Below are 20409 nucleotides of genomic sequence, written 5' to 3'. Positions count from 1 at the left end.
CCCCGGCGTCAAAGTCGCGCGAGGATGGACCGGCTTTCGCCGTAAAAGCGCCAGGGAAGACGGGCGCGATCGTCCATGTCGAAAAAACGGATCATGCGCGCTAAATAAGCCAGCGGATCGAGTCTGGCAATCGAAACCGTGCTGAAACCGAAAACGGCCCTTGCCGCGCGCCCGGCCGGCGGATATGGCCGACGGCTGAAAACCACGACAGCAGCATCGTGCCAACGTTGAGATTTCGCGCGCCCGGTGTTAGGCTTGTCATATTCCCGGCGCCGGGGTCCGGTATCGGCGCGCAACCCAGGAGGACTATGTCCTGTCTCAGACACCATCGGCGGCCAGAACCCCGGCCGAAAAGGCCGCGCCCATGACGGTCGGCGTCAGCACGCACGGATCCGACGTGACAAGCGAACAGCTGCTTGCCCGGATCATCGAGTCCCTCGAAGATGACAAGGCCGAAGACATCGTCCCGATCGACCTTCGGGGCCGGTCGTCCATGGCCGATTACATGGTGATCTGCTCGGGGCGGTCCTCGCGGCAGGTGGGTGCCATCGCCGAAAAGCTGATGGATCGGCTGAAGCAGGACTTTGACCGCAGCTGCAAGATCGAGGGCAAGGATCAGGGCGACTGGGTCCTGATCGACACCAATGACGTGATCGTCCATGTGTTCCGCCCCGAAGTGCGCGAATTCTATCAGCTGGAAAAGATGTGGATGCCCTCGGGGGCGACCCAGGTCTGATGCGGGTGACGATCGCGGCGGTGGGCCGGCTGCGCGCCGGACCCGAACTGACGCTGGTGAACGACTATCTTGACCGTTTCGGCAAGGCGGGGCGGGCCTTTGGCCTTGGCCCTGCCGCCGTTGTCGAGGTCGAGGACAAGAAGAACCTTGGCATGGAAGCCGAGGCCGCGCTGCTGGAACGCGTCATTCCGCAGGGCGCGGTTCTGGTGACGCTGGATGAGCGCGGGGCGATGCTGTCCTCGCCGGAATTTGCGGACCGGATCGGCGGCTGGCGTGATGCCGGACGCAACCTGTGCCTGGTGATCGGCGGCGCCGACGGGATCGCCCCGGTGCTGCGCGCCAGGGCCGATTTCTCGATCAGTTTCGGCAAGATGGTCTGGCCCCACATGCTGGTGCGGGTGATGCTGGCCGAACAGCTTTACCGGGCGGGCCAGATCCTGGCCGGCACCCCCTACCATCGGGTGTAGGGGGCGCTGCCCCCGTCGCCTTGCGGCGACTCCCCCGGGATATTTGTGCAAAGCCGAAGGGGGCCTTGTTGCCGTTGGGGGGGCGCCGCCGTATGTAAGGCCAAATCAGTTCAGGAGGCGCCGATGACCCGTCCGAAACCCGTTGTGCTGTGCATTCTTGACGGCTGGGGCGAGCGCGCCGAAACCGAGGGCAACGCCCCCGCGCTGGCCCACACCCCCAATATCGACCGGATCATGGCGACCTGCCCGAAGGCCACGCTGATCACCCATGGGCCGGATGTGGGCCTGCCCACCGGACAGATGGGCAATTCCGAGGTGGGGCACACCAATATCGGTGCGGGTCGCGTGGTCGCGATGGATCTGGGCGCGATCGACCTGTCGATCGAGGACGGGTCGTTCTTTGAAAACGCGGCGCTGGTGGCGTTTGCCGGCAAGCTGAAAGCTTCGGGCGGGGCGGCACATCTGATGGGGGTCGTGTCGGATGGCGGGGTGCATGGCCATATCGTGCATGTGCTGGCGGCCTGTCATGCGCTGGTCCGTCAGGGTGTGCCGGTGGTGCTGCATGCGATCACCGACGGGCGCGATGTGGCCCCGGACAGCGCCGGCGGGTTCATCGAACGGTTGGTGCGCGATCTGCCCGAAGGGGCGCGGGTGGGCACAGTGATCGGGCGCTATTGGGCGATGGATCGTGACAATCGTTGGGAACGTGTATCGCGCGCCTATCAGGCAATGGTGAATGCCGCGGGCGAACATGCTGCAACCCCGGCCGAGGCGGTCGCCATCAGCTATGCCAAGGGCGAGATGGACGAATTCATCGCCCCCAGCGTGATCGGGGATTATGCCGGGGCCAGGGATGGAGACGGCTTCTTTTGCCTGAATTTCCGGGCCGATCGCGCGCGTGAAATCCTGGCGGCGCTGGCGGCCCCCGGCTTTGACGGGTTCGGCACCGGCAAGCGCCCGGACTGGGCGGCGCTGCTGGGCATGGTGGAATATTCCGCCGCGCACAGCGCCTTCATGGCGACCGCTTTTCCCAAGCGCGAAATCGTCAACACGCTGGGTGAATGGGTCGCCAGGCAGGGCCTGACCCAGTTCCGGCTGGCCGAGACCGAAAAATACCCCCATGTCACCTTCTTCCTGAACGGCGGGAAGGAAACGCCCGAGGCGGGCGAGGATCGCTTCATGCCGAAATCGCCCAGGGTGGCGACCTATGACCTGCAGCCGGAAATGTCCGCGCCCGAGGTCACCGACCATTTGGTCGAGGCGATCGGCCACGGCTATGACCTGATCGTGGTGAACTATGCCAACCCAGACATGGTGGGCCACACCGGCAGCCTGCCCGCCGCCATCGCAGCCTGCGAAGAGATCGACCGCGATCTGGGCCGCGTGCTTGGGGCGCTGCGGGCGGCGGGCGGCACGATGATCCTGACCGCCGACCACGGTAATTGCGAAACGATGATCGACCCCGAAACCGGCGGACCGCATACCGCGCATACGACAAACCCGGTGCCGGTCGCGCTGATCGGCGGGCCTGCGGGGGTGCGGCTGCGGCACGGGCGGCTGGCGGACCTTGCGCCGACGCTGCTGGACCTGATGGGCCTGCCGGTGCCGCCCGAAATGACCGGCAAGACCCTGATCGAGCGGTAAGGATGCGCGCAGCCCTTCTGGCCCTTGTGTTCCTTGCGGCGGGCGCGGCGCTGGCCGAAAACCCCGCGACAGACGGCGCCCTGCGTGCCGCCGAAGGTTTGCGCGCGGCGATCGGTCAGCTGGATGCCGCGCAAAGCCGACGGGATCGGGTGGATGCGCTGACCGAAACGATCCGCGCCTATGAGGAAGGTCTGGCTGCGATGCGCGATGGTCTGCGCCGCGCCGCCATCCGCGAGAATGAGATCCGGGCCGAATTTGAGGCCCGGCGCGACCATGTCGGGCGTCTGCTGGGTGTGATGTCGACGATGGAGCAATCGGAAGGCCCGCTTCTGATGCTGCATCCGTCCGGGGCCGAGGGATCCGCGCGGTCGGGGATGATCCTGTCGTCGGTCACCCCCGCGCTGCAGGCCGAAGCCGAGACGATGCGCCGGGCGCTGGAAGAAATCTCGACCCTGCGGGCGTTGCAGCAAAGCGCCGCGGATGTGCTGGAAGAGGGGCTGGCCTCGGTCCAGTCGGCGCGCACCGCGCTAAGCCAGGCGATGGCCGACCGGACCGACCTTCCGCGCCGCTATCTGGAAGACCCGGCCGAGCTGCGCCAATTGGTTGAAAGCGCCGATACGCTGGAAGGGTTCGCTTTGGGGCTGGCGGGGCTGGACAGTGACATCGGCGCGCCGCTGGAGGATTTCGCCGCGGCAAGGGGCATGCTGCGCCTGCCGGTCATGGGCACGGTTCTGCGCCGCTTCAACGAGGCGGACGCGGCGGGCATCCGTCGCCCCGGGATGATCCTGGCGACGGCACCCGCGGCGCTGGTCACCACGCCCTGGCCCGCAACGATCCGCTATCGCGGCCCGCTGCTGGACTACGGAAATGTGATGATCATTGAGCCCGCAGAAGGCTATCTTCTGATCCTGGCGGGGCTTGGAACCGTTTATGGTGAAACGGCCGACGTCCTGCCGGCAGGGGCGCCGCTGGGCCTTATGGGCGGGACAGAGCTGTCGGCGCAGGAATTCGGTGCCCTTTTTGTGGCCGCCGCCACACAAGGCGGTGGCGCGGGGCGATCGGAAACGCTTTATATTGAACTTCGGGTCGAGGGAGAGCCTGTGGACCCGGCCGGGTGGTTCAGCGAAACAAGGGAAGACCAGGGTTAGACGATGAAAAAATTCCTCATGGCCGCGTTGGGCGGAACCGTCGCCGGGGCGCTGATGACCACACAGGTGGCTGCCCCGCTGCTGGCGCAGGAAGCGGCCAAGCCGTCCTCGGTTTATGAACAGCTGGACCTTTTCGGCGACATATTTGAACGCGTCCGCGCCGATTATGTCGAAGAGGTGGATGCGGCCGAATTGATCGAGGCGGCGATCAACGGGATGTTGTCCTCGCTTGATCCGCATTCCGGCTATCTGCCGCCCGAAGATTACGATGACATGCGCGTGCAGACCCGCGGGTCTTTCGGCGGCCTGGGGATTGAGGTCACCCAGGAAGAAGGCTTCGTCAAGGTCGTCGCACCCATGGATGACACGCCCGCGGCAGCGGCGGGCATGCAGGCGGGCGATTTCATTACCCATGTCGATGGCGAATCCGTTCTGGGCCTGACGCTGGATCAGGCGGTGGACCGGATGCGCGGTCCCGTCGGGTCGGAAATCATCATTACCGTGGTCCGCGAAGGCGTGGCAGAACCCTTTGATGTGTCGATCATCCGCGACACGATCAAGCTGACCGCCGTGCGCGGCCGGACCGAGGGTGAAACCGTCGTGCTGCGCATCACCACCTTCAACGACCAGACCTTTGCCAACCTGCGGGAAAGCCTGAAGAAGGCCGTGGATGACGTCGGCGGCATGGACAAGGTCAATGGCTTTGTTCTGGACATGCGCAACAACCCCGGCGGTCTGCTGAACCAGGCGATCGAGGTGTCCGACGCCTTCCTTGACGCGGGCGAGATCGTTTCAACCCGCGGCCGTCACCCCGAGGAAAGCGAACGCTTCAACGCAACGCCCGGGGATCTGGCCGATGGCAAGCCGATCGTGGTGCTGATCAACGGCGGCTCGGCCTCGGCTTCGGAAATCGTGACGGGGGCCTTGCAGGATCACCGACGCGCCATCGTCGTGGGCACGAAAAGCTTTGGCAAGGGATCGGTTCAGACGGTAATGCCGATCCGGGGCGAGGCGGCGATGCGCCTGACCACCGCACGGTATTACACGCCTTCGGGGCGGTCGATCCAGGCGATGGGAATCGCGCCCGACATCATCGTGGAACAGCCCGTTCGCCCCCCCGTCACCGGCGAGGAAGAAGCCGATGCGGCGAACGGGGCGCATGACCGGTCCGAGGCGGATCTGCGCGGTTCGCTTGCCAACGATTCCATGACCGAGGATGAAAAGCGTCTGGCCGATGAGGAACTGGCGCGCGCCGAAGCCGCGGCAAAACTGCGCAAAGAGGATTATCAGCTGGCCTATGCGCTGGATATCCTTCGCGGGTTCAGTGCGCTGGCCCCTGCCTACAGCCAGGGCAGGTAACAAACCTGAACGCCAAGGGGGACCCCACGGTCCCCTTTTTCAGCCATGAGAGCGTGATGACCACGACCGACCCGTCCTTGCTGCCCTATCGTCCCTGTGTCGGCGTGGTTCTGATGAACAGCGCCGGGCTGATCTTTGCCGGCCAGCGGATCGACAACCCCACACCGGCCTGGCAAATGCCCCAGGGCGGGATTGATGATGGTGAAAAGCCGCGCGCGGCGGCACTGCGCGAATTGTGGGAAGAAACCGGCGTCACCGACGATCTGGTGGAATTCGTTGCCAAGACGCCGGACTGGGTCACCTATGACCTGCCGCCCGACCTTCTGGGCAAGGTCTGGGGCGGAAAATATCGCGGCCAGCGGCAGAAATGGTTCCTGTTCCGCTTTCTTGGCCACGACGACCAGATCCGCATCGACACCGACCACCCGGAATTTTCCACATGGCGCTGGATCGATGCCGACGAAATGGTCGCCTCGATCGTGCCGTTCAAAAGGTCGGTCTATGAACAGGTGGTCAGCGCCTTTCGCGGCCATCTGGCCTGACCGGCGCCGGTTCAGAAATCCAGGCCAAGGTCCAGCGTACGCGCCGAATGGGTCAGCGCACCGCTGGAAATATAATCGACACCGGTCGCGGCAACCTCGGCGATGCGGTCAAGGCGCATGTTGCCCGACGCCTCCAGCACCAGCCGGCCGGCATTGATGGCAACGGCGGCGCGCAGGGTTTGGGTATCCATGTTGTCCAGCAAGATGACATCGGCGCCGCCGACGCCAAGTGCCTCTTCCAGCTGGCGCAGGCTGTCCACCTCCAGTTCCACCCGCATCATGTGGCTGCGGGCGGCACGGGCGGCCTGCAGGACCTGACGCACCCCGCCGGCGGCAGCGATGTGATTGTCCTTTATCAGGATCGCATCCGACAGGCCAAAGCGATGGTTTGACCCACCCCCATGCTGCACTGCCAGCTTTTCCACCATGCGCAGGCCCGGCGTCGTCTTGCGGGTGCAGGTGATGCGGGCCCTGGTACCCTTGGTCTGGGCCACGAATGCGGCGGTCAGGGTGGCAATGCCGCTAAGCCGGCCTGCGAAATTCAGCGCGACGCGTTCCGCCATCAGGATCGAACTGGCCGCGCCTTCAATCTCCATCAGGGTGGCGCCGGGGGTGCAGGGCTGGCCGTCGTCAACCAGCACGCGGATCCGCAGCGCAGGATCGATCAGCCGGAACGCCAGCGCCGCGATCTGCATGCCCGACACCATGCCCGGTTCGCGCGCGTTCAGCCGCGCCTTGTAGCGTGCGCCCGCGGGAACCACGGCGCGGGTGGTAACATCGCCCATCGGCGACAGATCTTCGGTCAGCGCGGCGCGGACCAGCGGTTCCAGCAGGAAATCGGGCAGGGGGGCGGTCATGCGGTTTCCTCCAGGGCCTGGGCGCGGATTTTCAGTGCCTCGGCAAGGGTCAGATGCGAACGATGCGCCTGTGCCGGATCGGCCTGCGGATAATCGGCACGGAAATGTCCGCCCCGGCTTTCGCGGCGCACAAGGGCGGCGGCGGCGATCAGCGTAGCGGTGGCGGTCATGTTGCGCAACGTTTCCGAGGTGGCCGCGGCCTCGATCTCGGCGATCGTGGCAAGCGCCTGGCGCAGACCCTGGGCGGTACGCACGACACCGACGCCATCGGTCATCGCCTGACGCAACCGCGCCACGGCGGCCTCATCAACCACCGCACCACCTTGTGGGAAATCCAGCGCAACCGGCGGCGCATCGACCGGGTCGGAAAGCATTGCGGCAATATCCAGCGCGCAGCGGCGGGCGTAAACCAGCGCCTCCAGCAGCCCGTTGGACGCAAGCCGGTTTGCCCCGTGCAAGCCGGTGGATGAGGCCTCGCCACAGACCCAAAGATTGCCAAGACTGGCATGGCCCTGCGGGTCCGTCTTGATCCCGCCCATGTGGTAATGCGCGGCGGCGGCCACGGGAATGGGCTGCGAAACAGGGTCTATTCCAGCCCTTTTGCAGGCTTCGGCAACCGCGGGAAAGCGGGTCAGAACCTCGGTGCCCAGCACGGAACGGGTGTCAAGCGCCGGGCGGCGCCCGGCCTGCGTTTCACGATAGACCGCGCGTGCAACAATATCGCGCGGGGCAAGTTCTGCATCGGGGTGGACCGTCAGCATGAAGCGTTCACCCGCGCTGTTGATCAGTGTGGCCCCTTCGCCCCGCAACGCCTCGGTCGCCAGGGGGGCGGGATCTTCGCCCGACGCGATCGCGGTGGGGTGGAACTGTACGAATTCCGCATCGGCAATGACGGCCCCGGCGCGGGCGGCCATGCCGATCACCTGGCCCCGGATGCGCGGCGGATTGGTGGTTACAGCGAACAAGCCGCCGGACCCGCCACCCGCCAGCAGAACCGCGGTGCCCTCTACCAGAATCCGTCCCGTGGGGGTCCCGGCGCGTTCAACCCAGACCCCGGCCACGCGGCCATCACGCAGATCCAGCCCCGATGCCAGGACACCTTCGGCCACCTGAACGGACGGGGTTTCCCGAACTGCGGCGATCAGCGTCTGCATGATCTCATGCCCGGCCTGATCGCCCTTGACCCGCACCACGCGCGCAGTCGAATGGGCCGCCTCGCGCGACATGACATAGCCGCCCCTGACATCGCGGTCGAAGGGCGTGCCCAGATCGGTCAGGTCAAGGATGTGCTGGCGCGCCTCGGCGGTGACCATCTGTGCGACCGCGGCATCCACCGTACCGGCACCGGCACGCACGGTATCCTGGGCATGGGCCTCGGGCGTGTCGTTGGCGGCCATCGCAGCAGCGACGCCACCCTGCGCCCAGGCGGATGAGGCCCCGACACCCAGCATTTCCGGCGAAATAACCAGAACCGGATGGGGCGCCAGTTTCAGCGCGGCATAAAGCGCGCCCAGACCCGCGCCCACGATGATCACGCGATCGGTGCGGATCGGGTTCACTTCGCAAGCTTCCGCGACAGATCAATCATCCGTTGCACCGAAATCCGTGCCTTTTCCGAAATGTCGGGATCGACGACCACCTCTTCGGTCATCGTGTGCAGCGACCACAGGATTTTTTCCAGCGTGATCTTTTTCATGTAGGGGCACATGTTGCAGGGGCCGACAAATTCCACCTCGGGCAGGGCGTCGGCGATGTTCGAAGCCATCGAACATTCCGTCACCAGCATCGCCCGGCCCGGCTTTTCACGGTGCACATAGTCGATGATGCCCGAGGTCGAGCCCGAAAAATCCGCCTCGGCCACCACATCTGGGGGACATTCGGGGTGGGCGATGATGCGGGTACCGGGCCAGTGGCTGCGGAAATCGCGCAGATCCTGGGGGGTGTATTGTTCGTGCACGATGCAGGACCCCGCCCACCAGACGATCTTTTTCTGCGGCACCTGCCTGGCCACGTTCTGCGCCAGGTACTGGTCGGGCGTCATGATCACCAGATCGCTTTCCATCGCCGCAACGATCTGCGCCGCATTGGAAGAGGTGCAGCAGATGTCGGACGCAGCCTTAACCTCGGCGGTGGTGTTGACATAGGACACGACCGGCGCACCGGGGTATTTGGCGCGCATCTCGGCGATGCCTTCGGCGGTAATCGATTCAGCCAGCGAACAGCCGGCCTCGATGTCGGGGATCAGGACCGTCTTTGCCGGGTTCAGGATCTTGGAGGTTTCGGCCATGAAATGCACGCCGCACTGCACGATCACATCGGCTTCGACCCTGGTCGCCTCGATCGCCAGCTGCAGGCTGTCGCCCACCACATCGGCAACACCATGAAAGATTTCCGGCGTCATGTAGTTATGGGCCAGGATCACGGCGTTGCGATCCCGTTTCAGGGCGTTGATCGCCCGGATATAGGGCGCGTAGCGGGCGAAATCCGGGAACGGAACCACGCGATCCATGCGCGCATGGATATCGCGCATCTCCTCGGCCAGCGTGACAGAGGGCGCGAGGTCATAGGCCTCGGCCAGGGTGGCGCGCATCATCGCGAAGTCCAGCATGGGTAATCCTCCCCCCAAGACCGAAGACGGGTGCCATTTAAGGATTGCCGGGGCCGAGTTCCACGGGAAAAGTGCACCCAAGGTCACTTTTCTGCCGGGCGGGCGTGATCAGGTGCGGATTCCATAGCGGTTCATCTTGTCGTTCAGTGTCCGCCGCGGCATTCCAAGGGCCTGCGCGGCGCGTTCGGTATTGCCCCGGCAACGTTCCAGCGTGGCGCGGATTTCGCGCGCCTCAAACTGCGCGACGCGATCGGCAAGCGTTTCGGCGGGCGCGGCGGCGGGGGGCAGCGCCTCTGGCAGGTCAAGGCCCAGCGCAAAGCGTTCGGCGGCGGTCTTCAGTTCACGCACATTGCCGGGCCAGGGACGGCGCAACAGGGCCCCGCGCAAGGCAAAGGGAAGGTCGGGCAGGGGGCGGCCATAGCGGCCGGCGGCAAGGCGCGCGAAATGGGTGAAGATCACGGTGATATCATCCCCCAGTTCGCGCAGCGCGGGCGTTGCTATTTCGGCGCCCGCAAGCCGGTAGAACAGATCCGCGCGAAAGCTGCCGTCCAGCGTCATCGCCCGCAGGTCGGCCTTGGAGGTTGCCACGACCCGAAGCGCCAGCGGACGCAAACGGTTTTCGCCCAGCCGTTCCACCTGACGTTCCTGCAGCGCGCGCAGCAACTTGGCCTGAAGCGTCAGGGGCAGGGCCTCAACCCCATCCAGAACCAGGGTGCCGCCATGCGCGGATTCAAGCTTGCCCGGCTTTTCCGGCGCGCCGGGAAAGGCACCGGCGGCATGGCCGAACATTTCGGATTCAAACAATGCCTCGGGCAGGGCGGCGCAGTTGATCGCGACATAGGGGCCCGGGGCGCGGGGGCCCTGGTTGTGCAGGGCGCGCGCCACAAGTTCCTTGCCAGTGCCCGTTTCGCCAGTGACGACAACGTCAACATCCAGCACGGCCAGTGCGGCAACACGGTCACGAAGGGCGATGATCGCAACAGAGTCACCCAGGATCGCGCCGCTTTCCCGAACCCGCACCGCATCCTGCAAACGCGCGAGTTCTTCGCGCGTGGCGCGGGCGCGCAGGGTACGGTCCAGCACCATCAGCAGATGGGCCGCATCATAGGGCTTTTCCAGAAAATCCTCGGCACCCATGCGGATCGCGCGCACGGCATGGGGCACATCACCATGCCCGGTCAGCATGATGACGGGCAGGTCGCCACCGCGGGCGCGAAGTGCCTCCAGCAGGGCGAACCCGTCCATGCCGGGCATCCGCAGATCGGTGATCAGCGCATCGGGCTGATCCGGCACCGCCAACGCCTGCGCGCCGGATGTGAACCCCTGCACCCGATGGCCACCCGCCTCGATCAGATCGCACAGGGCGGCCAGATGATCCGCATCATCATCGACGACATGGACAAGCGCGTTCATTCGGCGGCCTCCTGACCGGATTGCGCGCACGGCAGGATCACGGTGACCGTAGTGCCGACGCCCAGGGTGGATTCAATCACGATCCGTCCGCCGAATTCAGCAATGATCGCCTGAGAGATGGCAAGCCCAAGGCCAAGCCCCTCGCCGCTTTCCTTGGTGGAAAAGAACGGCTCGGCCACACGTTTCAGGTCATCGGGCGCAATCCCGGCGCCGGTATCCTGCACGGTGATGCGGGCTTCGGGCCCGGTCGTCGTGATGCCGATGGATACCGTGCCGCCGGCCCGGCCATCGACCGCGTCCAGCGCGTTCAGCAGCAGATTGACACACACCTGTTCCAGCCGGACCGCCCCGGCCCGCACCAAAACAGGCTCTGTTCCTGCGGAAAACGTGGGATATACCCCAACGGCGCGGGCACGGGGCTGCACCAGTTCCAGAGCATTTTCAACCGGGCCGCCAAGCGCGATGACGTCCAGTGTGTTCGGCTCTTTCCGGCTGAAGGTCTTGAGATGCTTGGTCGTGCGCTGCATCCGGCGGATCAGCCCACGCGCGGTATCAATGCGCGTGGCCGTGCGCGCGGTATCGCCCTGTGGCAAGGACATTTCGGCGGCGGCAAGCGTCGCCTCCATCGCCGCAAGGGGCTGGCTGATTTCATGGACGATCGCGGCGGACATGCGGCCCAGCGCGGCCATTTTTTCGGAATGCACCAGCACCTCTTGCGCCGATCGCAGGCTGGCCTCGGTCTGACGGCGGGCCTCAATCTCGCGGGCAAGGGCGCGGGTGCGCGCGGTCACCTTTTCCTCAAGCAAATCGGACTGGCGCAGGCGCAGCGCCACCAACTGCCTGCGCTGACGCTGAATTTTCGCGACACCAGCTGCAATCATCGCCAGAACCGCCACAGCCGCCGCCCAGGCCGCCGCAGCGCCCTGCACCGGCGCGACCGGGTCGGCCGCCAGCAACTGCCAGCCTTCGCCGGGAATGTCGGCGGTGCGCACGCGCATCATGCGGCCAGCCCCGTCGCGCAGGGCCAGCGGTTCGCCTGCGTCGACCAGAAGCGGGGCGGCGGCGGCGGGATCGGTGCCGTCATAGGTGCGCTGTTCGGCCAGCCGCGCCTGTGCCGGCGATCCAAGCGGGCGCAGCGGACGATAAAGCCAGGACGGATCACCCGACAGAAAGACCACGCCATCGGCATCCGCCAACGCGGTTGAAGACCGCGCCGAAGCCCAGGTTTGCTGCAGCGGCATCAGGTCGATCTTGACCACCAGGACCCCGGGCCCACGCGCACCACCCTCAATCAATGTGGACAGAAAATATCCTGGCAATCGCGTGGTCACGCCGATGGCATAGAAACCGCCGCGGCCATTCGCCAGGGCATCGGTAAAATAGGGGCGGAAGCCGTAATCCTGGCCAACGAAACTATCCACCTGATCCCAGTTCGAGGCCGCAAGCGTCCGGCCCTGCGCATCCATCAGATACAGATGCGTGGCCCCGGTGTGCCGCACCAGCGTTTCCAGATAGCGGTTTGCGGCATCGATCACTGCGGGGCTTTCCGGGGTGCGGATCGCATCGCGGATACGCGCGTCCTCGGCCGCGACGGCGGGCAGGGAACGGAACCGCTCAATCTCGCTTTCAACGGCGCGGGCGGTCAGTATCAGCGACTGATCCAGCCGCATGTCCAGCTGTGCCATGCCAATTCGCTGCGCGGTCATGAAGGCCACGGCGGCAAGCACCACCACCACCAGGAAAAGCCACAGGATGCCGCGCCGCGCCATCATCCGCCCGGCCCAAGCAGACGCGTGACGATGTGATCCGCGATCGGAATGGCCGAGGTGGCCGCAGGTGAGGGCGCGTTGCAGACATGCAGGCTGTGGCGCCCGTCCAGAAACAGGAAATCGTCGATCAGGCTGCCATCACGGGCAACAGCCTGCGCGCGGACACCGGCGCGGTAGGGGGCAAGATCGCGCAATCCGATCCGATCACAATAGCGCCGCACCTTGCGCAGATACAGCGGGCGCGCGACCGAGGCGGCAAGTTCCCCCATCGCCGGGCCAAAGTTGCGGGCCACCACCCGCCAGAACCCCGGCCAGGCAAGGCTTTGTGCCAGATCGGATACCGAAAGATCAAACTTTCCATAGCCTTCGCGCTTCATCGCCAGCACCGCATTTGGTCCCACCGTGAACCCACCGTCCATCTTGCGCGTCAGATGCACGCCAAGGAAGGGGCGTTCCGGATCAGGCACCGGATAGATCAGCCGCTGCACCAGATCCTTGGGTTGGTTCAGGATACGGAAATATTCGCCGCGAAACGGGATGATACGGAATTCCGGGTCAAGGCCAAAGGCACGGGCCATCCTGTCGGCATGCAGCCCCGCGCAGAAAACGGCCTTTCCTGCTGAAATAGAGCCTGTTTTGCTGCGGATGGTGACGCCCGATTCCGTTTCAATTCCGTCAAGGACGCGGGCGCCAAGGCGGATTGCGCCACCGCGTTCGGCAAACAGGCGCGCCATATGGGCGGCGACCGCGCCAAAATCGACAATGCCGGTATCTGGCGACCAAAGCGCGGCCAGACTATGGATGTTCGGCTCCCACTGGCGGGCGGTCTCACCGGGGATTTGCTCGATGCGGATGCCATTGGCACTGGCGCGTTCAAACAGCGCCTGCATGCGTGGCAGTTCCGCGGGGTCGGTCGCGACGATCAGCTTGCCGCAGGTTTCATGCGCAATCCCGTGTTCATCGCAAAAGGCGCGCGTGGCCGCGGCGCCATCGCGGCAGAACTGCGCCTTCAGGCTGCCGGGGGCATAGTAGACACCTGCATGAATCACGCCCGAATTGCGCCCCGTCTGATGCTGGGCGACAGATTCTTCTTTTTCCAGCAAAAGGATGCGCGCACGGGGGTGCAGCGCCTGAAGGCGCAAGGCCGTGGCAAGCCCCACGATGCCACCGCCGACGACCACGAAATCCGCTGTTTCCATATCTAGTCTCCGCAAGGGGCAAGCGTGATTGCATCCCCGGGGTCCGCGCCCAGTTCGCGACAGTCATCCCCATCACACAGCCGCCAGCCCGCCCGCGTTGCGCCAGAGGCGGCAAGGGTCAGCGCGGGCAGCAACGGCAGGGACGGGGCCCAGACCCACCAGCCATCGGCCAGACGGGCACCGGGACCCGGTTCCATCCCCGCGCCAGATCCTTTCACGGCGGCGCGGGTCAGTTTCAGGCCATCGGACGTGATCTGCCACGCCTCTTGCCAGGCGATCCTTTCCACCGAATGTTCCCATTCCAGCGTGAAAGCATCGCCCGACAGCGAAAGAAGCGTGGCCCCGATCATCAGGCAGGCGGTCATGCCGCCACGCGACCGCGCCGGAACCAAAGCGCCGCGGCGAACAGGACGACAAGGGCAAAGCCGATTTCATCGGTGATCGGCATCGCCGCAACCAGCGTGAATGCCGCAACCATCGCCAGCGCACGTTCCCAGAAGACCAGATCGCGCCCCAGCCAACCGATCACCGCCGCGCCCCAAAGCCCGATAGACAGCACCGCCTTGAGCACGATGTAGGCCACGGCAGGCGCAAAGCCGATGGCCTCGGCCAAGGGACCACCGGGTTGCAGCATCAAGGCCGGGGTATAGACCGCCATGAACGGAATGACGAAACCCGCGGCGGCGACCTTGATCGCCTCAATCGATATGCGAAGGCCGTTTTCCTTGGCAATCGGTGCCGCCGCAAAACAGGCCAGGGCCACCGGCGGCGTCAGATCGGCAAGGATGCCGAAGTAGAACACGAACATGTGCGACACGATCAGCGGCACACCCAGTTCCAGCAGCGCCGGACCCGCGATCGACGAGGTGATGATATAGTTCGGGATCGTGGGAATCCCCATCCCCAGCACGATGCAGGTGATCATCGTCAGCACCAGCGACAGGAACAGGTTCTGTTCCCCCACGCCGACAATGAACTGGCCAAAGGTATTTGCCGCCCCGGTCAGCGTCATCACGCCGATGATCACGCCCACCAGCGCACAGGCGATGCCCACCGGCAGCGCCGTCTTGGCCCCGTCGGCCAGGCTGTCACGGCAGATGGCCAGCGTTTCACGCCCACCCTTGGACAGGGCGTTGACGACGATCAGCGCCACAATCGCGGCAGTAACCACCCAGATACCGAATTTGAAGAAGGCGGCGGCAATCAGGCCCAGGCCGATCCAGAAGATCACCCGGATCGCACCGGCGGGCAGACCCAGCGCCACCGAACCGCCCAGGATCAGCAACACCGTCAGCGCCAGGCCGATCGTACCGGCGAACAGCGGGGTGTAGCCGGAAAACAGCAGATAGACCAGCACAGCCAGCGGCAGGATCAGATACCAGCTTTCCTTCAACGCCTTGCGGGGCGAGGGCAATTCGTCGCGCGACAGGCCGCGCAAGTTGCGGCGACCCGCTTCAAGATGCACCATCCAGAACGCGCCCAGGAAATACAGGATCGCGGGGATCAGCGCGGCCTTGACCACCTCGACATAATCAACGCCCAGGGTTTCGGCCATGATAAAGGCAACCGCACCCATCACCGGCGGCATGATCTGACCACCCATCGAAGCCGTCGCCTCAACACCGCCGGCAAAGGCCGGGCGATAGCCAAAGCTTTTCATCAGCGGAATGGTGAACTGTCCGGTGGTGACGACATTGGCCACCCCAGACCCCGAGATCGTGCCCATCAGACCCGAGGACAGAACCGACACCTTTGCCGCGCCGCCCTGTTTGTGCCCGACAAGGCCCAGCGACACATCGGTAAACAGGCGGATCATCCCCGCCTTTTCCAGAAAAGCGCCAAACAGGATGAACAGGAAGATGTAACTTGAGGACACATAGGTCGGGATGCCGTAGATCCCTTCGGTGCCATAGGCCAGATGTTCGATCACCTGCGCGAAATCATAGCCGCGGTGATTAAGCGGCGCGGGCAGGTTCTGGCCAAACAGCGCGTAGGACAGGAACAGCGCCGAAATGATCGGCAGCGCCGGGCCCATCAGCGCCCAGGCAGCAACAAAGACCGTGCCGATGGCGATCACACCCAACACGATGTCGCGCGGCAAGGGATCACCGGCGCGCATCAGAAGCGGCACGAAATCCCAATATTGATAAAGCGCCACGACCACACCCAGCCCGGCCATGGCCCAGGCGAACGCCTTCATGGCGGGCCCCGCCTTGCGCGCCAGCGCCAGAAGCGGAAAGCCCAGCAGCAACAAGAAACCGACGTGGAAGGCGCGGACGATCTGGCTTGCGAAGTCGATCAGATGCGCGGCAGTGGCGATCTGGAAGGCGGAAAACGCGACCGCTATCCAGAACAGGGTACGACCTTCGGCGCCGCCCGGAAAGCTGTCGGCCAAGGGATCGTGAATCGCCAGGTCGGGCGCGCTATCGGGCATTTCGTGTTTCGGGTTGTCGTGCAGCATCCGTTCCTCCGCGATACGACAGAAAAGGCGGGCAGCACACGGCTGCCCGACCTTGCCGGCTTTTGGATCTTACATCAGACCCTGTTCACGGTAATAGCGTTCCGCCCCAGGATGCAGCGGGATCGGCATGCCTTCGATCGCCTTTTGCAGATCGATCGCTGCGGCCGCGTTGTGCGCCGCCGCCAGCGTTTCAAGGTTCTCAAACAGAAGCTTGGTCATCTGATAGGCGGTTTCTTCGTCAACGCCATCATGGGTCACAAGGAAATTGACGACGGCCACGGTCGGCACGTCTTCATCCTGGCCCTGATAGGTACCCGCAGGGATGGTGGCTGCGACGTAGGGCGCACCCAGCTTTTCGGCGATTTCAGCCGGAATAGAGACGATTTCAATCGCCTGGCTGGTGCCCAGATCCTTCAGCGAAGCCACACCAAGACCCGCCGATTGCAGGGTTGCATCCAGCTGCCGGTTCTTCATCAGTTCAACCGATTCCGCGAAGGGCAGATATTCCACCTTGCCCAGATCGGCATAGCCCATGCCGGCCGCTTCAAGGATCGCGCGCGCGTTCAGTTCGGTGCCCGATTTCGCCGCACCGACCGACAGGCCCTTGCCCGCCAGATCGGCAAGGCTGGTCACGCCGGATTCTGCCGAAGCCGCAATCTGGATGTAGTTCGGATAAACCGCCGCAATCCCGCGCAGCTTGTCCAGGGGGGCCTTGAAACCGACATCCTCATTGCCTTCCCAGGCGAATTTGACCGAATCCCCCAGCGCAAGACCCAGTTCGCCCTTGCCCTGCTGCAGCAGGTTCAGGTTTTCAACCGAGGCCTTGGTAGCCTGCACCTGGGTGCGCGCGCCTTCGATGCCGTCGGCATAGACCTTGGACAGCGCAACCCCAAGGGGGTAATAAACGCCCGACGTGCCGCCGGTCAGAATGTTGATGAATTGTTCGGCCTGTGCCGCCAGGGGGGCCACGCTAAGCGCCGCCCCGGCAACGAACGCGCCGAGTTTCAGTTTGATGGTCATCGTCATCTCCTCCTCAGGACAATGGGCCGCATCGTTTGCGGACGATGCGGGATGGTTGCTGAAAAATCAGGCACCACTCAAGAATTTGAAGCAGATGGATGCAAGAATCTTCGCAAATTTCCGCCAGAGCCGGCGCAGAAATTCGCCCGCGGTCAATGCACGCGGTAGCGACCCCAGATCGCCTTTTCACCCATCCGCGCGACAAAATCGTCATGCGCCCTGGCCTCGGTTTCGGTCAGCCGGGGGGGCAATGGCTGCGGCCGGGGACGGGGGCGCCAATCATCCGAAAGGGCGGCATCGGCAAGGCCCGCGGTTTCGGTATGCAGGCCAAAACCCGGCTGGCGCCCGCCGATCAGTTCCAGATAGACCTCGGCCAGAATTTCACTGTCCAGCAGCGCGCCATGCTTTTCGCGCATGGAATTGTCGATGCCAAAACGGCGGCACAGCGCATCAAGCGAAGCCGGGGAACCCGGGAACTTGCGCCGCGCGATCATCAGCGTGTCCACCGCCCGGTCATTGCCGATCAGCGGCATTTTCGCCCAACCCAGTTCCGCGTTCAGGAATTTCATGTCGAAAGCGGCGTTATGGATCACCAGTTTGGAATCCGGGCCGATGAAATCCAGAAATGCCCGGCCGATTTCGGGAAATCGGGGTTTGTCTTTCAGGAAATCGTCGCTGATGCCGTGAACATCAAAGGCTTCCTGCGGCATTTTCCGATCAGGCTGAATATACTGGTGGTAGGTGCGGCCGGTGGGAACGTGGTTGAACAGCTCTACCGCGCCGATTTCCACGATGCGGTGACCCTCGGACGGTTCAAAGCCGGTGGTTTCGGTATCCAGAACGATTTCACGCATCTTGCCCCCGGATCTGCGCGATCAAGCTTTGCACAGCCTGACGGGTCGCTTCAAGGGTCAGCGTTTCGATGACATAATCGGCGCGGGCACGCTTTTGCGCATCGGGCATCTGCCGGGACAGGATCAGGTCCAGTTGCTCTTGGGTCATGCCGGGGCGCTGCAGGACACGGGCGCGCTGCAGCGCAGGCGGTGCCGATACGACAAGGGTTGCATCGCAATCACGATCGGCGCCGGTTTCGAACAGAAGCGGAATATCCAGCAACACGATGTCGGTATCACGATGCGCGTCCAGAAACGCCAGCCGCGCAGCCGTTGTCAGCGGATGAACAATCGATTCCAGCCGGGGCAGAGCCGTTTTATCCGCCGCCAGAATAGCCTTCAGGACGGTGCGATCCACCGCACCGTCGCGCACCGCTTCGGGAAAGGCGGCGGCGATGGGGGGCACGGCGGCACCGCCCGGCGCGTAAAGCGCATGCACGGTTGCATCGGCATCCCAGACCGGAACGCCCTGCGCCGCAAACATTGCGGCAGTCGTCGATTTTCCCATGCCAATTGACCCGGTCAGGCCAAGGCGGAACGGACCCTTGCGTTCCATCATGCGCCCAACACCGCGTTGCGGAGACTGTCCGTGACCTCGGGGCGCAGGCCGAACCAGCGTTCAAAGCCCGGAACCGCCTGATGCAAAAGCATGCCAAGCCCGTCAACAACGGTACAACCCAAAGCCTCGGCCTGTTCCAGAAGCGGGGTTCGCAGGGGCGTATAGACAATATCTGTCACAACAGCCTTCGGGGACAGGGCATCCAGCGGAATTCGGAAATCCGGCGCGCCGACCATGCCCAGCGAAGAGGTATTCACCACCGTTATCGCGCCATCCAGCATGTTTCCGGCCTGCCCCCAGTCATAAACAACCAGACGCGCGCCGAATTCACTGCGCAGGGTTTCGGCCCGGGCGCGGGTGCGGTTGGCAATGCGCAGTTCCGGAACGCCCGCTTCCAGCAACGAGGCAACGACCGCGCGTGCGGCCCCCCCCGCACCGATCACCGCCGCAGGGCCCGCGCCGGGGTCCCAGGCGGGGGCATTCTGGCGCAGGTTTGCGATGAAGCCGTATCCGTCGGTATTGTCGGCATGAATACGCCCATCGGGAAGGAAGATCAGTGTGTTCGCCGCACCGATCAAGGCCGCGCGGTCCGACACGACATCGGCAATTTTCAACGCCGCTTCCTTGTGCGGAATGGTAATATTGCACCCGACGAAACCCGCCTTGGGCAACGTCCGCAGCACCGTTTCAAGGTTGTCCGCTGCCACATCCATGGGAATATAGAACCCTTGGATACCGTAGCTGCGCAACCAATGCCCGTGCAGCGCCGGTGAACGGGAATGCGCGACGGGTGAGCCGATCACGCCGGCCAGTGGAATGCGGGGGTGGTCTTTCATGTTCTCAGCTCTTCTCGGGCGCGCAGCCAGTTGAGGAATTCGACAAGGGGCAGGCCCAGAACGGCAAAGTAATCGCCTTCAATGGACGAGAAAAGCCGCACGCCTTCCTCTTCCAGCTTATAGCAGCCCACCGCATGGCTGATGCTGTGCCAGTTGCGGGCAACATAGGATTCGATGAAATCCGGGGTCAGGTCATGCATGGTCAGCCGAACCTCGGCGATGTGACGCCAAAGCGGCATGCCATCGCGTGCACAGACAAGCGCGGACAGCAGGCGATGGGTGCGACCCGACAGTTGCGCAAGCTGGTCACAGGCGTCCTGTGGTGTCGCGGGCTTGGAAAAAATCGTGCCCCTCATCTCCAGCACCTGATCGGCGCCAAGCACCAGGGCGCCGGAATGGCGGACCGACACCTTCAGCGCCTTCATTTCGGCCAGGGTATCGGCCACATCACGCGGATGGGCAGATTCCGCCGTCAGCGCGTGGCGGATCGCGTCTTCATCGATCCGTGCGGGTTCGATCCGCAGGTCCAGCCCCGCGTTGCGCAAAAGGGTTGCCCGGATCGGGGATGCAGAGGCAAGGATCATGTGCATGGGCGTGTGGATAAATCGGGCTGATGACAAGGGGCAAAGCTGGGGAGAAGTTACGGACCCCTGATCCATCCCCGTTTCCGATCGGTCTTGTCAAGCAACAGCACAGGTTTTCCACCTGTTGGCGTTGCTTCAAGCCACCTGTGGGATTATGCCGCGTCTGGCCATGTGTACGCGAGTTGTGCACAGGCTTTCTTCGATGTCAAATCTACCACAAGATATTGAAATATAATTGAAATATTAATTTTTTCCACAAGTACAAAATTTTGCGGAAAACCTTGTTCGGTTTGGGGACAAGATGTTTATAACCC

20 protein-coding genes are annotated in these 20409 nt (G+C 64.1%); 6 read left to right on the top strand and 14 right to left on the bottom strand.

Translation table 11 applies throughout. The features are described 5' to 3' along the window. Nucleotides 1-8 precede the first annotated feature (8 nt). Nucleotides 9-296, bottom strand: a complete 288-nt coding sequence (locus tag ACK8OU_RS03760; protein WP_410302057.1) for a hypothetical protein — start codon at nt 294-296, stop codon at nt 9-11. A gap of 68 nt (nt 297-364) precedes the next feature. Here ACK8OU_RS03760 and rsfS point away from each other — a divergent pair, with 68 nt between their 5' ends. From rsfS to ACK8OU_RS03730, 6 genes are all read left to right on the top strand, one after another. Continuing rightward, the gene (rsfS, locus tag ACK8OU_RS03755) at nt 365-736 is read left to right on the top strand and encodes a ribosome silencing factor (RefSeq protein ID WP_410302056.1); all 372 of its coding nucleotides are present in this window, start codon (nt 365-367) and stop codon (nt 734-736) included. Continuing rightward, nucleotides 736-1203 (top strand): 23S rRNA (pseudouridine(1915)-N(3))-methyltransferase RlmH, encoded by a 468-nt coding sequence (rlmH, locus tag ACK8OU_RS03750; RefSeq protein ID WP_410302055.1) that lies wholly within the window; start codon nt 736-738, stop codon nt 1201-1203. Before rsfS ends, rlmH begins: the two co-directional genes overlap by 1 nt. A 123-nt stretch (nt 1204-1326) precedes the next feature. After that, nucleotides 1327-2847, top strand: coding sequence for a 2,3-bisphosphoglycerate-independent phosphoglycerate mutase (gene gpmI / locus ACK8OU_RS03745; protein WP_410302054.1), 1521 nt, complete (start codon nt 1327-1329; stop codon nt 2845-2847). Between the two features lie 2 nt (nt 2848-2849). After that, complete coding sequence (locus ACK8OU_RS03740) at nt 2850-3995, top strand: murein hydrolase activator EnvC family protein (RefSeq protein ID WP_410302053.1); 1146 nt, start codon at nt 2850-2852, stop codon at nt 3993-3995. 3 nt (nt 3996-3998) lie between these two features. After that, complete coding sequence (locus tag ACK8OU_RS03735; RefSeq protein ID WP_410302052.1) at nt 3999-5354, top strand: S41 family peptidase; 1356 nt, start codon at nt 3999-4001, stop codon at nt 5352-5354. Nucleotides 5355-5407: 53 nt separating this feature from the next. Continuing rightward, entirely contained in the window at nt 5408-5896 is a 489-nt protein-coding gene (locus ACK8OU_RS03730; protein ID WP_410302051.1) for an RNA pyrophosphohydrolase, read from the top strand. An 11-nt stretch (nt 5897-5907) separates the two neighbouring features. Here ACK8OU_RS03730 and nadC read toward each other — a convergent pair whose 3' ends face one another. The 13 genes from nadC to ACK8OU_RS03665 form a co-directional block, all read right to left on the bottom strand. Further along, a complete protein-coding gene (gene nadC / locus ACK8OU_RS03725; RefSeq protein WP_410302050.1) occupies nt 5908-6753 on the bottom strand; it encodes a carboxylating nicotinate-nucleotide diphosphorylase in 846 nt (281 codons plus the stop codon). Further along, a complete protein-coding gene (locus ACK8OU_RS03720) occupies nt 6750-8312 on the bottom strand; it encodes an L-aspartate oxidase (RefSeq protein WP_410302049.1) in 1563 nt (520 codons plus the stop codon). The genes nadC and ACK8OU_RS03720 overlap by 4 nt, the downstream gene beginning before the upstream one ends. After that, the gene (gene nadA / locus ACK8OU_RS03715) at nt 8309-9361 is read right to left on the bottom strand and encodes a quinolinate synthase NadA (RefSeq protein ID WP_410302048.1); all 1053 of its coding nucleotides are present in this window, start codon (nt 9359-9361) and stop codon (nt 8309-8311) included. Before nadA ends, ACK8OU_RS03720 begins: the two co-directional genes overlap by 4 nt. A 108-nt stretch (nt 9362-9469) precedes the next feature. Continuing rightward, on the bottom strand, nt 9470-10774 hold the full coding sequence (locus tag ACK8OU_RS03710) for a sigma-54-dependent transcriptional regulator (RefSeq protein ID WP_410302047.1): 1305 nt from the start codon (nt 10772-10774) through the stop codon (nt 9470-9472). Continuing rightward, entirely contained in the window at nt 10771-12546 is a 1776-nt protein-coding gene (locus ACK8OU_RS03705; protein ID WP_410302046.1) for a sensor histidine kinase, read from the bottom strand. Before ACK8OU_RS03705 ends, ACK8OU_RS03710 begins: the two co-directional genes overlap by 4 nt. Next, nucleotides 12543-13742, bottom strand: coding sequence for an L-2-hydroxyglutarate oxidase (lhgO, locus tag ACK8OU_RS03700; protein WP_410302045.1), 1200 nt, complete (start codon nt 13740-13742; stop codon nt 12543-12545). Before lhgO ends, ACK8OU_RS03705 begins: the two co-directional genes overlap by 4 nt. Nucleotides 13743-13744: 2 nt before the next feature. Then, the gene (locus ACK8OU_RS03695) at nt 13745-14107 is read right to left on the bottom strand and encodes a DUF1850 domain-containing protein (RefSeq protein WP_410302044.1); all 363 of its coding nucleotides are present in this window, start codon (nt 14105-14107) and stop codon (nt 13745-13747) included. Continuing rightward, nucleotides 14104-16203: a TRAP transporter permease gene (locus ACK8OU_RS03690; RefSeq protein WP_410302043.1), complete on the bottom strand. Its 2100-nt coding sequence runs from the start codon at nt 16201-16203 to the stop codon at nt 14104-14106. The genes ACK8OU_RS03695 and ACK8OU_RS03690 overlap by 4 nt, the downstream gene beginning before the upstream one ends. 69 nt (nt 16204-16272) lie before the next feature. Beyond that, nucleotides 16273-17223: a TAXI family TRAP transporter solute-binding subunit gene (locus tag ACK8OU_RS03685; protein WP_410302042.1), complete on the bottom strand. Its 951-nt coding sequence runs from the start codon at nt 17221-17223 to the stop codon at nt 16273-16275. A gap of 152 nt (nt 17224-17375) precedes the next feature. Beyond that, the gene (gene dnaQ, locus ACK8OU_RS03680; protein WP_410302041.1) at nt 17376-18077 is read right to left on the bottom strand and encodes a DNA polymerase III subunit epsilon; all 702 of its coding nucleotides are present in this window, start codon (nt 18075-18077) and stop codon (nt 17376-17378) included. Beyond that, nucleotides 18070-18675: a dephospho-CoA kinase gene (gene coaE, locus ACK8OU_RS03675; RefSeq protein ID WP_410302040.1), complete on the bottom strand. Its 606-nt coding sequence runs from the start codon at nt 18673-18675 to the stop codon at nt 18070-18072. Before coaE ends, dnaQ begins: the two co-directional genes overlap by 8 nt. Continuing rightward, nucleotides 18672-19511 carry a shikimate dehydrogenase gene (locus ACK8OU_RS03670; protein ID WP_410302039.1) on the bottom strand — a complete coding sequence of 280 codons (840 nt, stop codon included), beginning with the start codon at nt 19509-19511 and terminating at the stop codon, nt 18672-18674. The genes coaE and ACK8OU_RS03670 overlap by 4 nt, the downstream gene beginning before the upstream one ends. After that, entirely contained in the window at nt 19508-20101 is a 594-nt protein-coding gene (locus ACK8OU_RS03665; RefSeq protein ID WP_410302038.1) for a Maf family protein, read from the bottom strand. Before ACK8OU_RS03665 ends, ACK8OU_RS03670 begins: the two co-directional genes overlap by 4 nt. Between the last annotated feature and the right edge of the window lie 308 nt (nt 20102-20409).

This window comes from Pontitalea aquivivens (assembly GCF_046507575.1).
Taxonomy (GTDB): domain Bacteria; phylum Pseudomonadota; class Alphaproteobacteria; order Rhodobacterales; family Rhodobacteraceae; genus Pontitalea; species Pontitalea aquivivens.
Note: the sequence above shows the minus strand (reverse complement) of the source record. Positions and strands in the feature narration are given on the sequence as shown.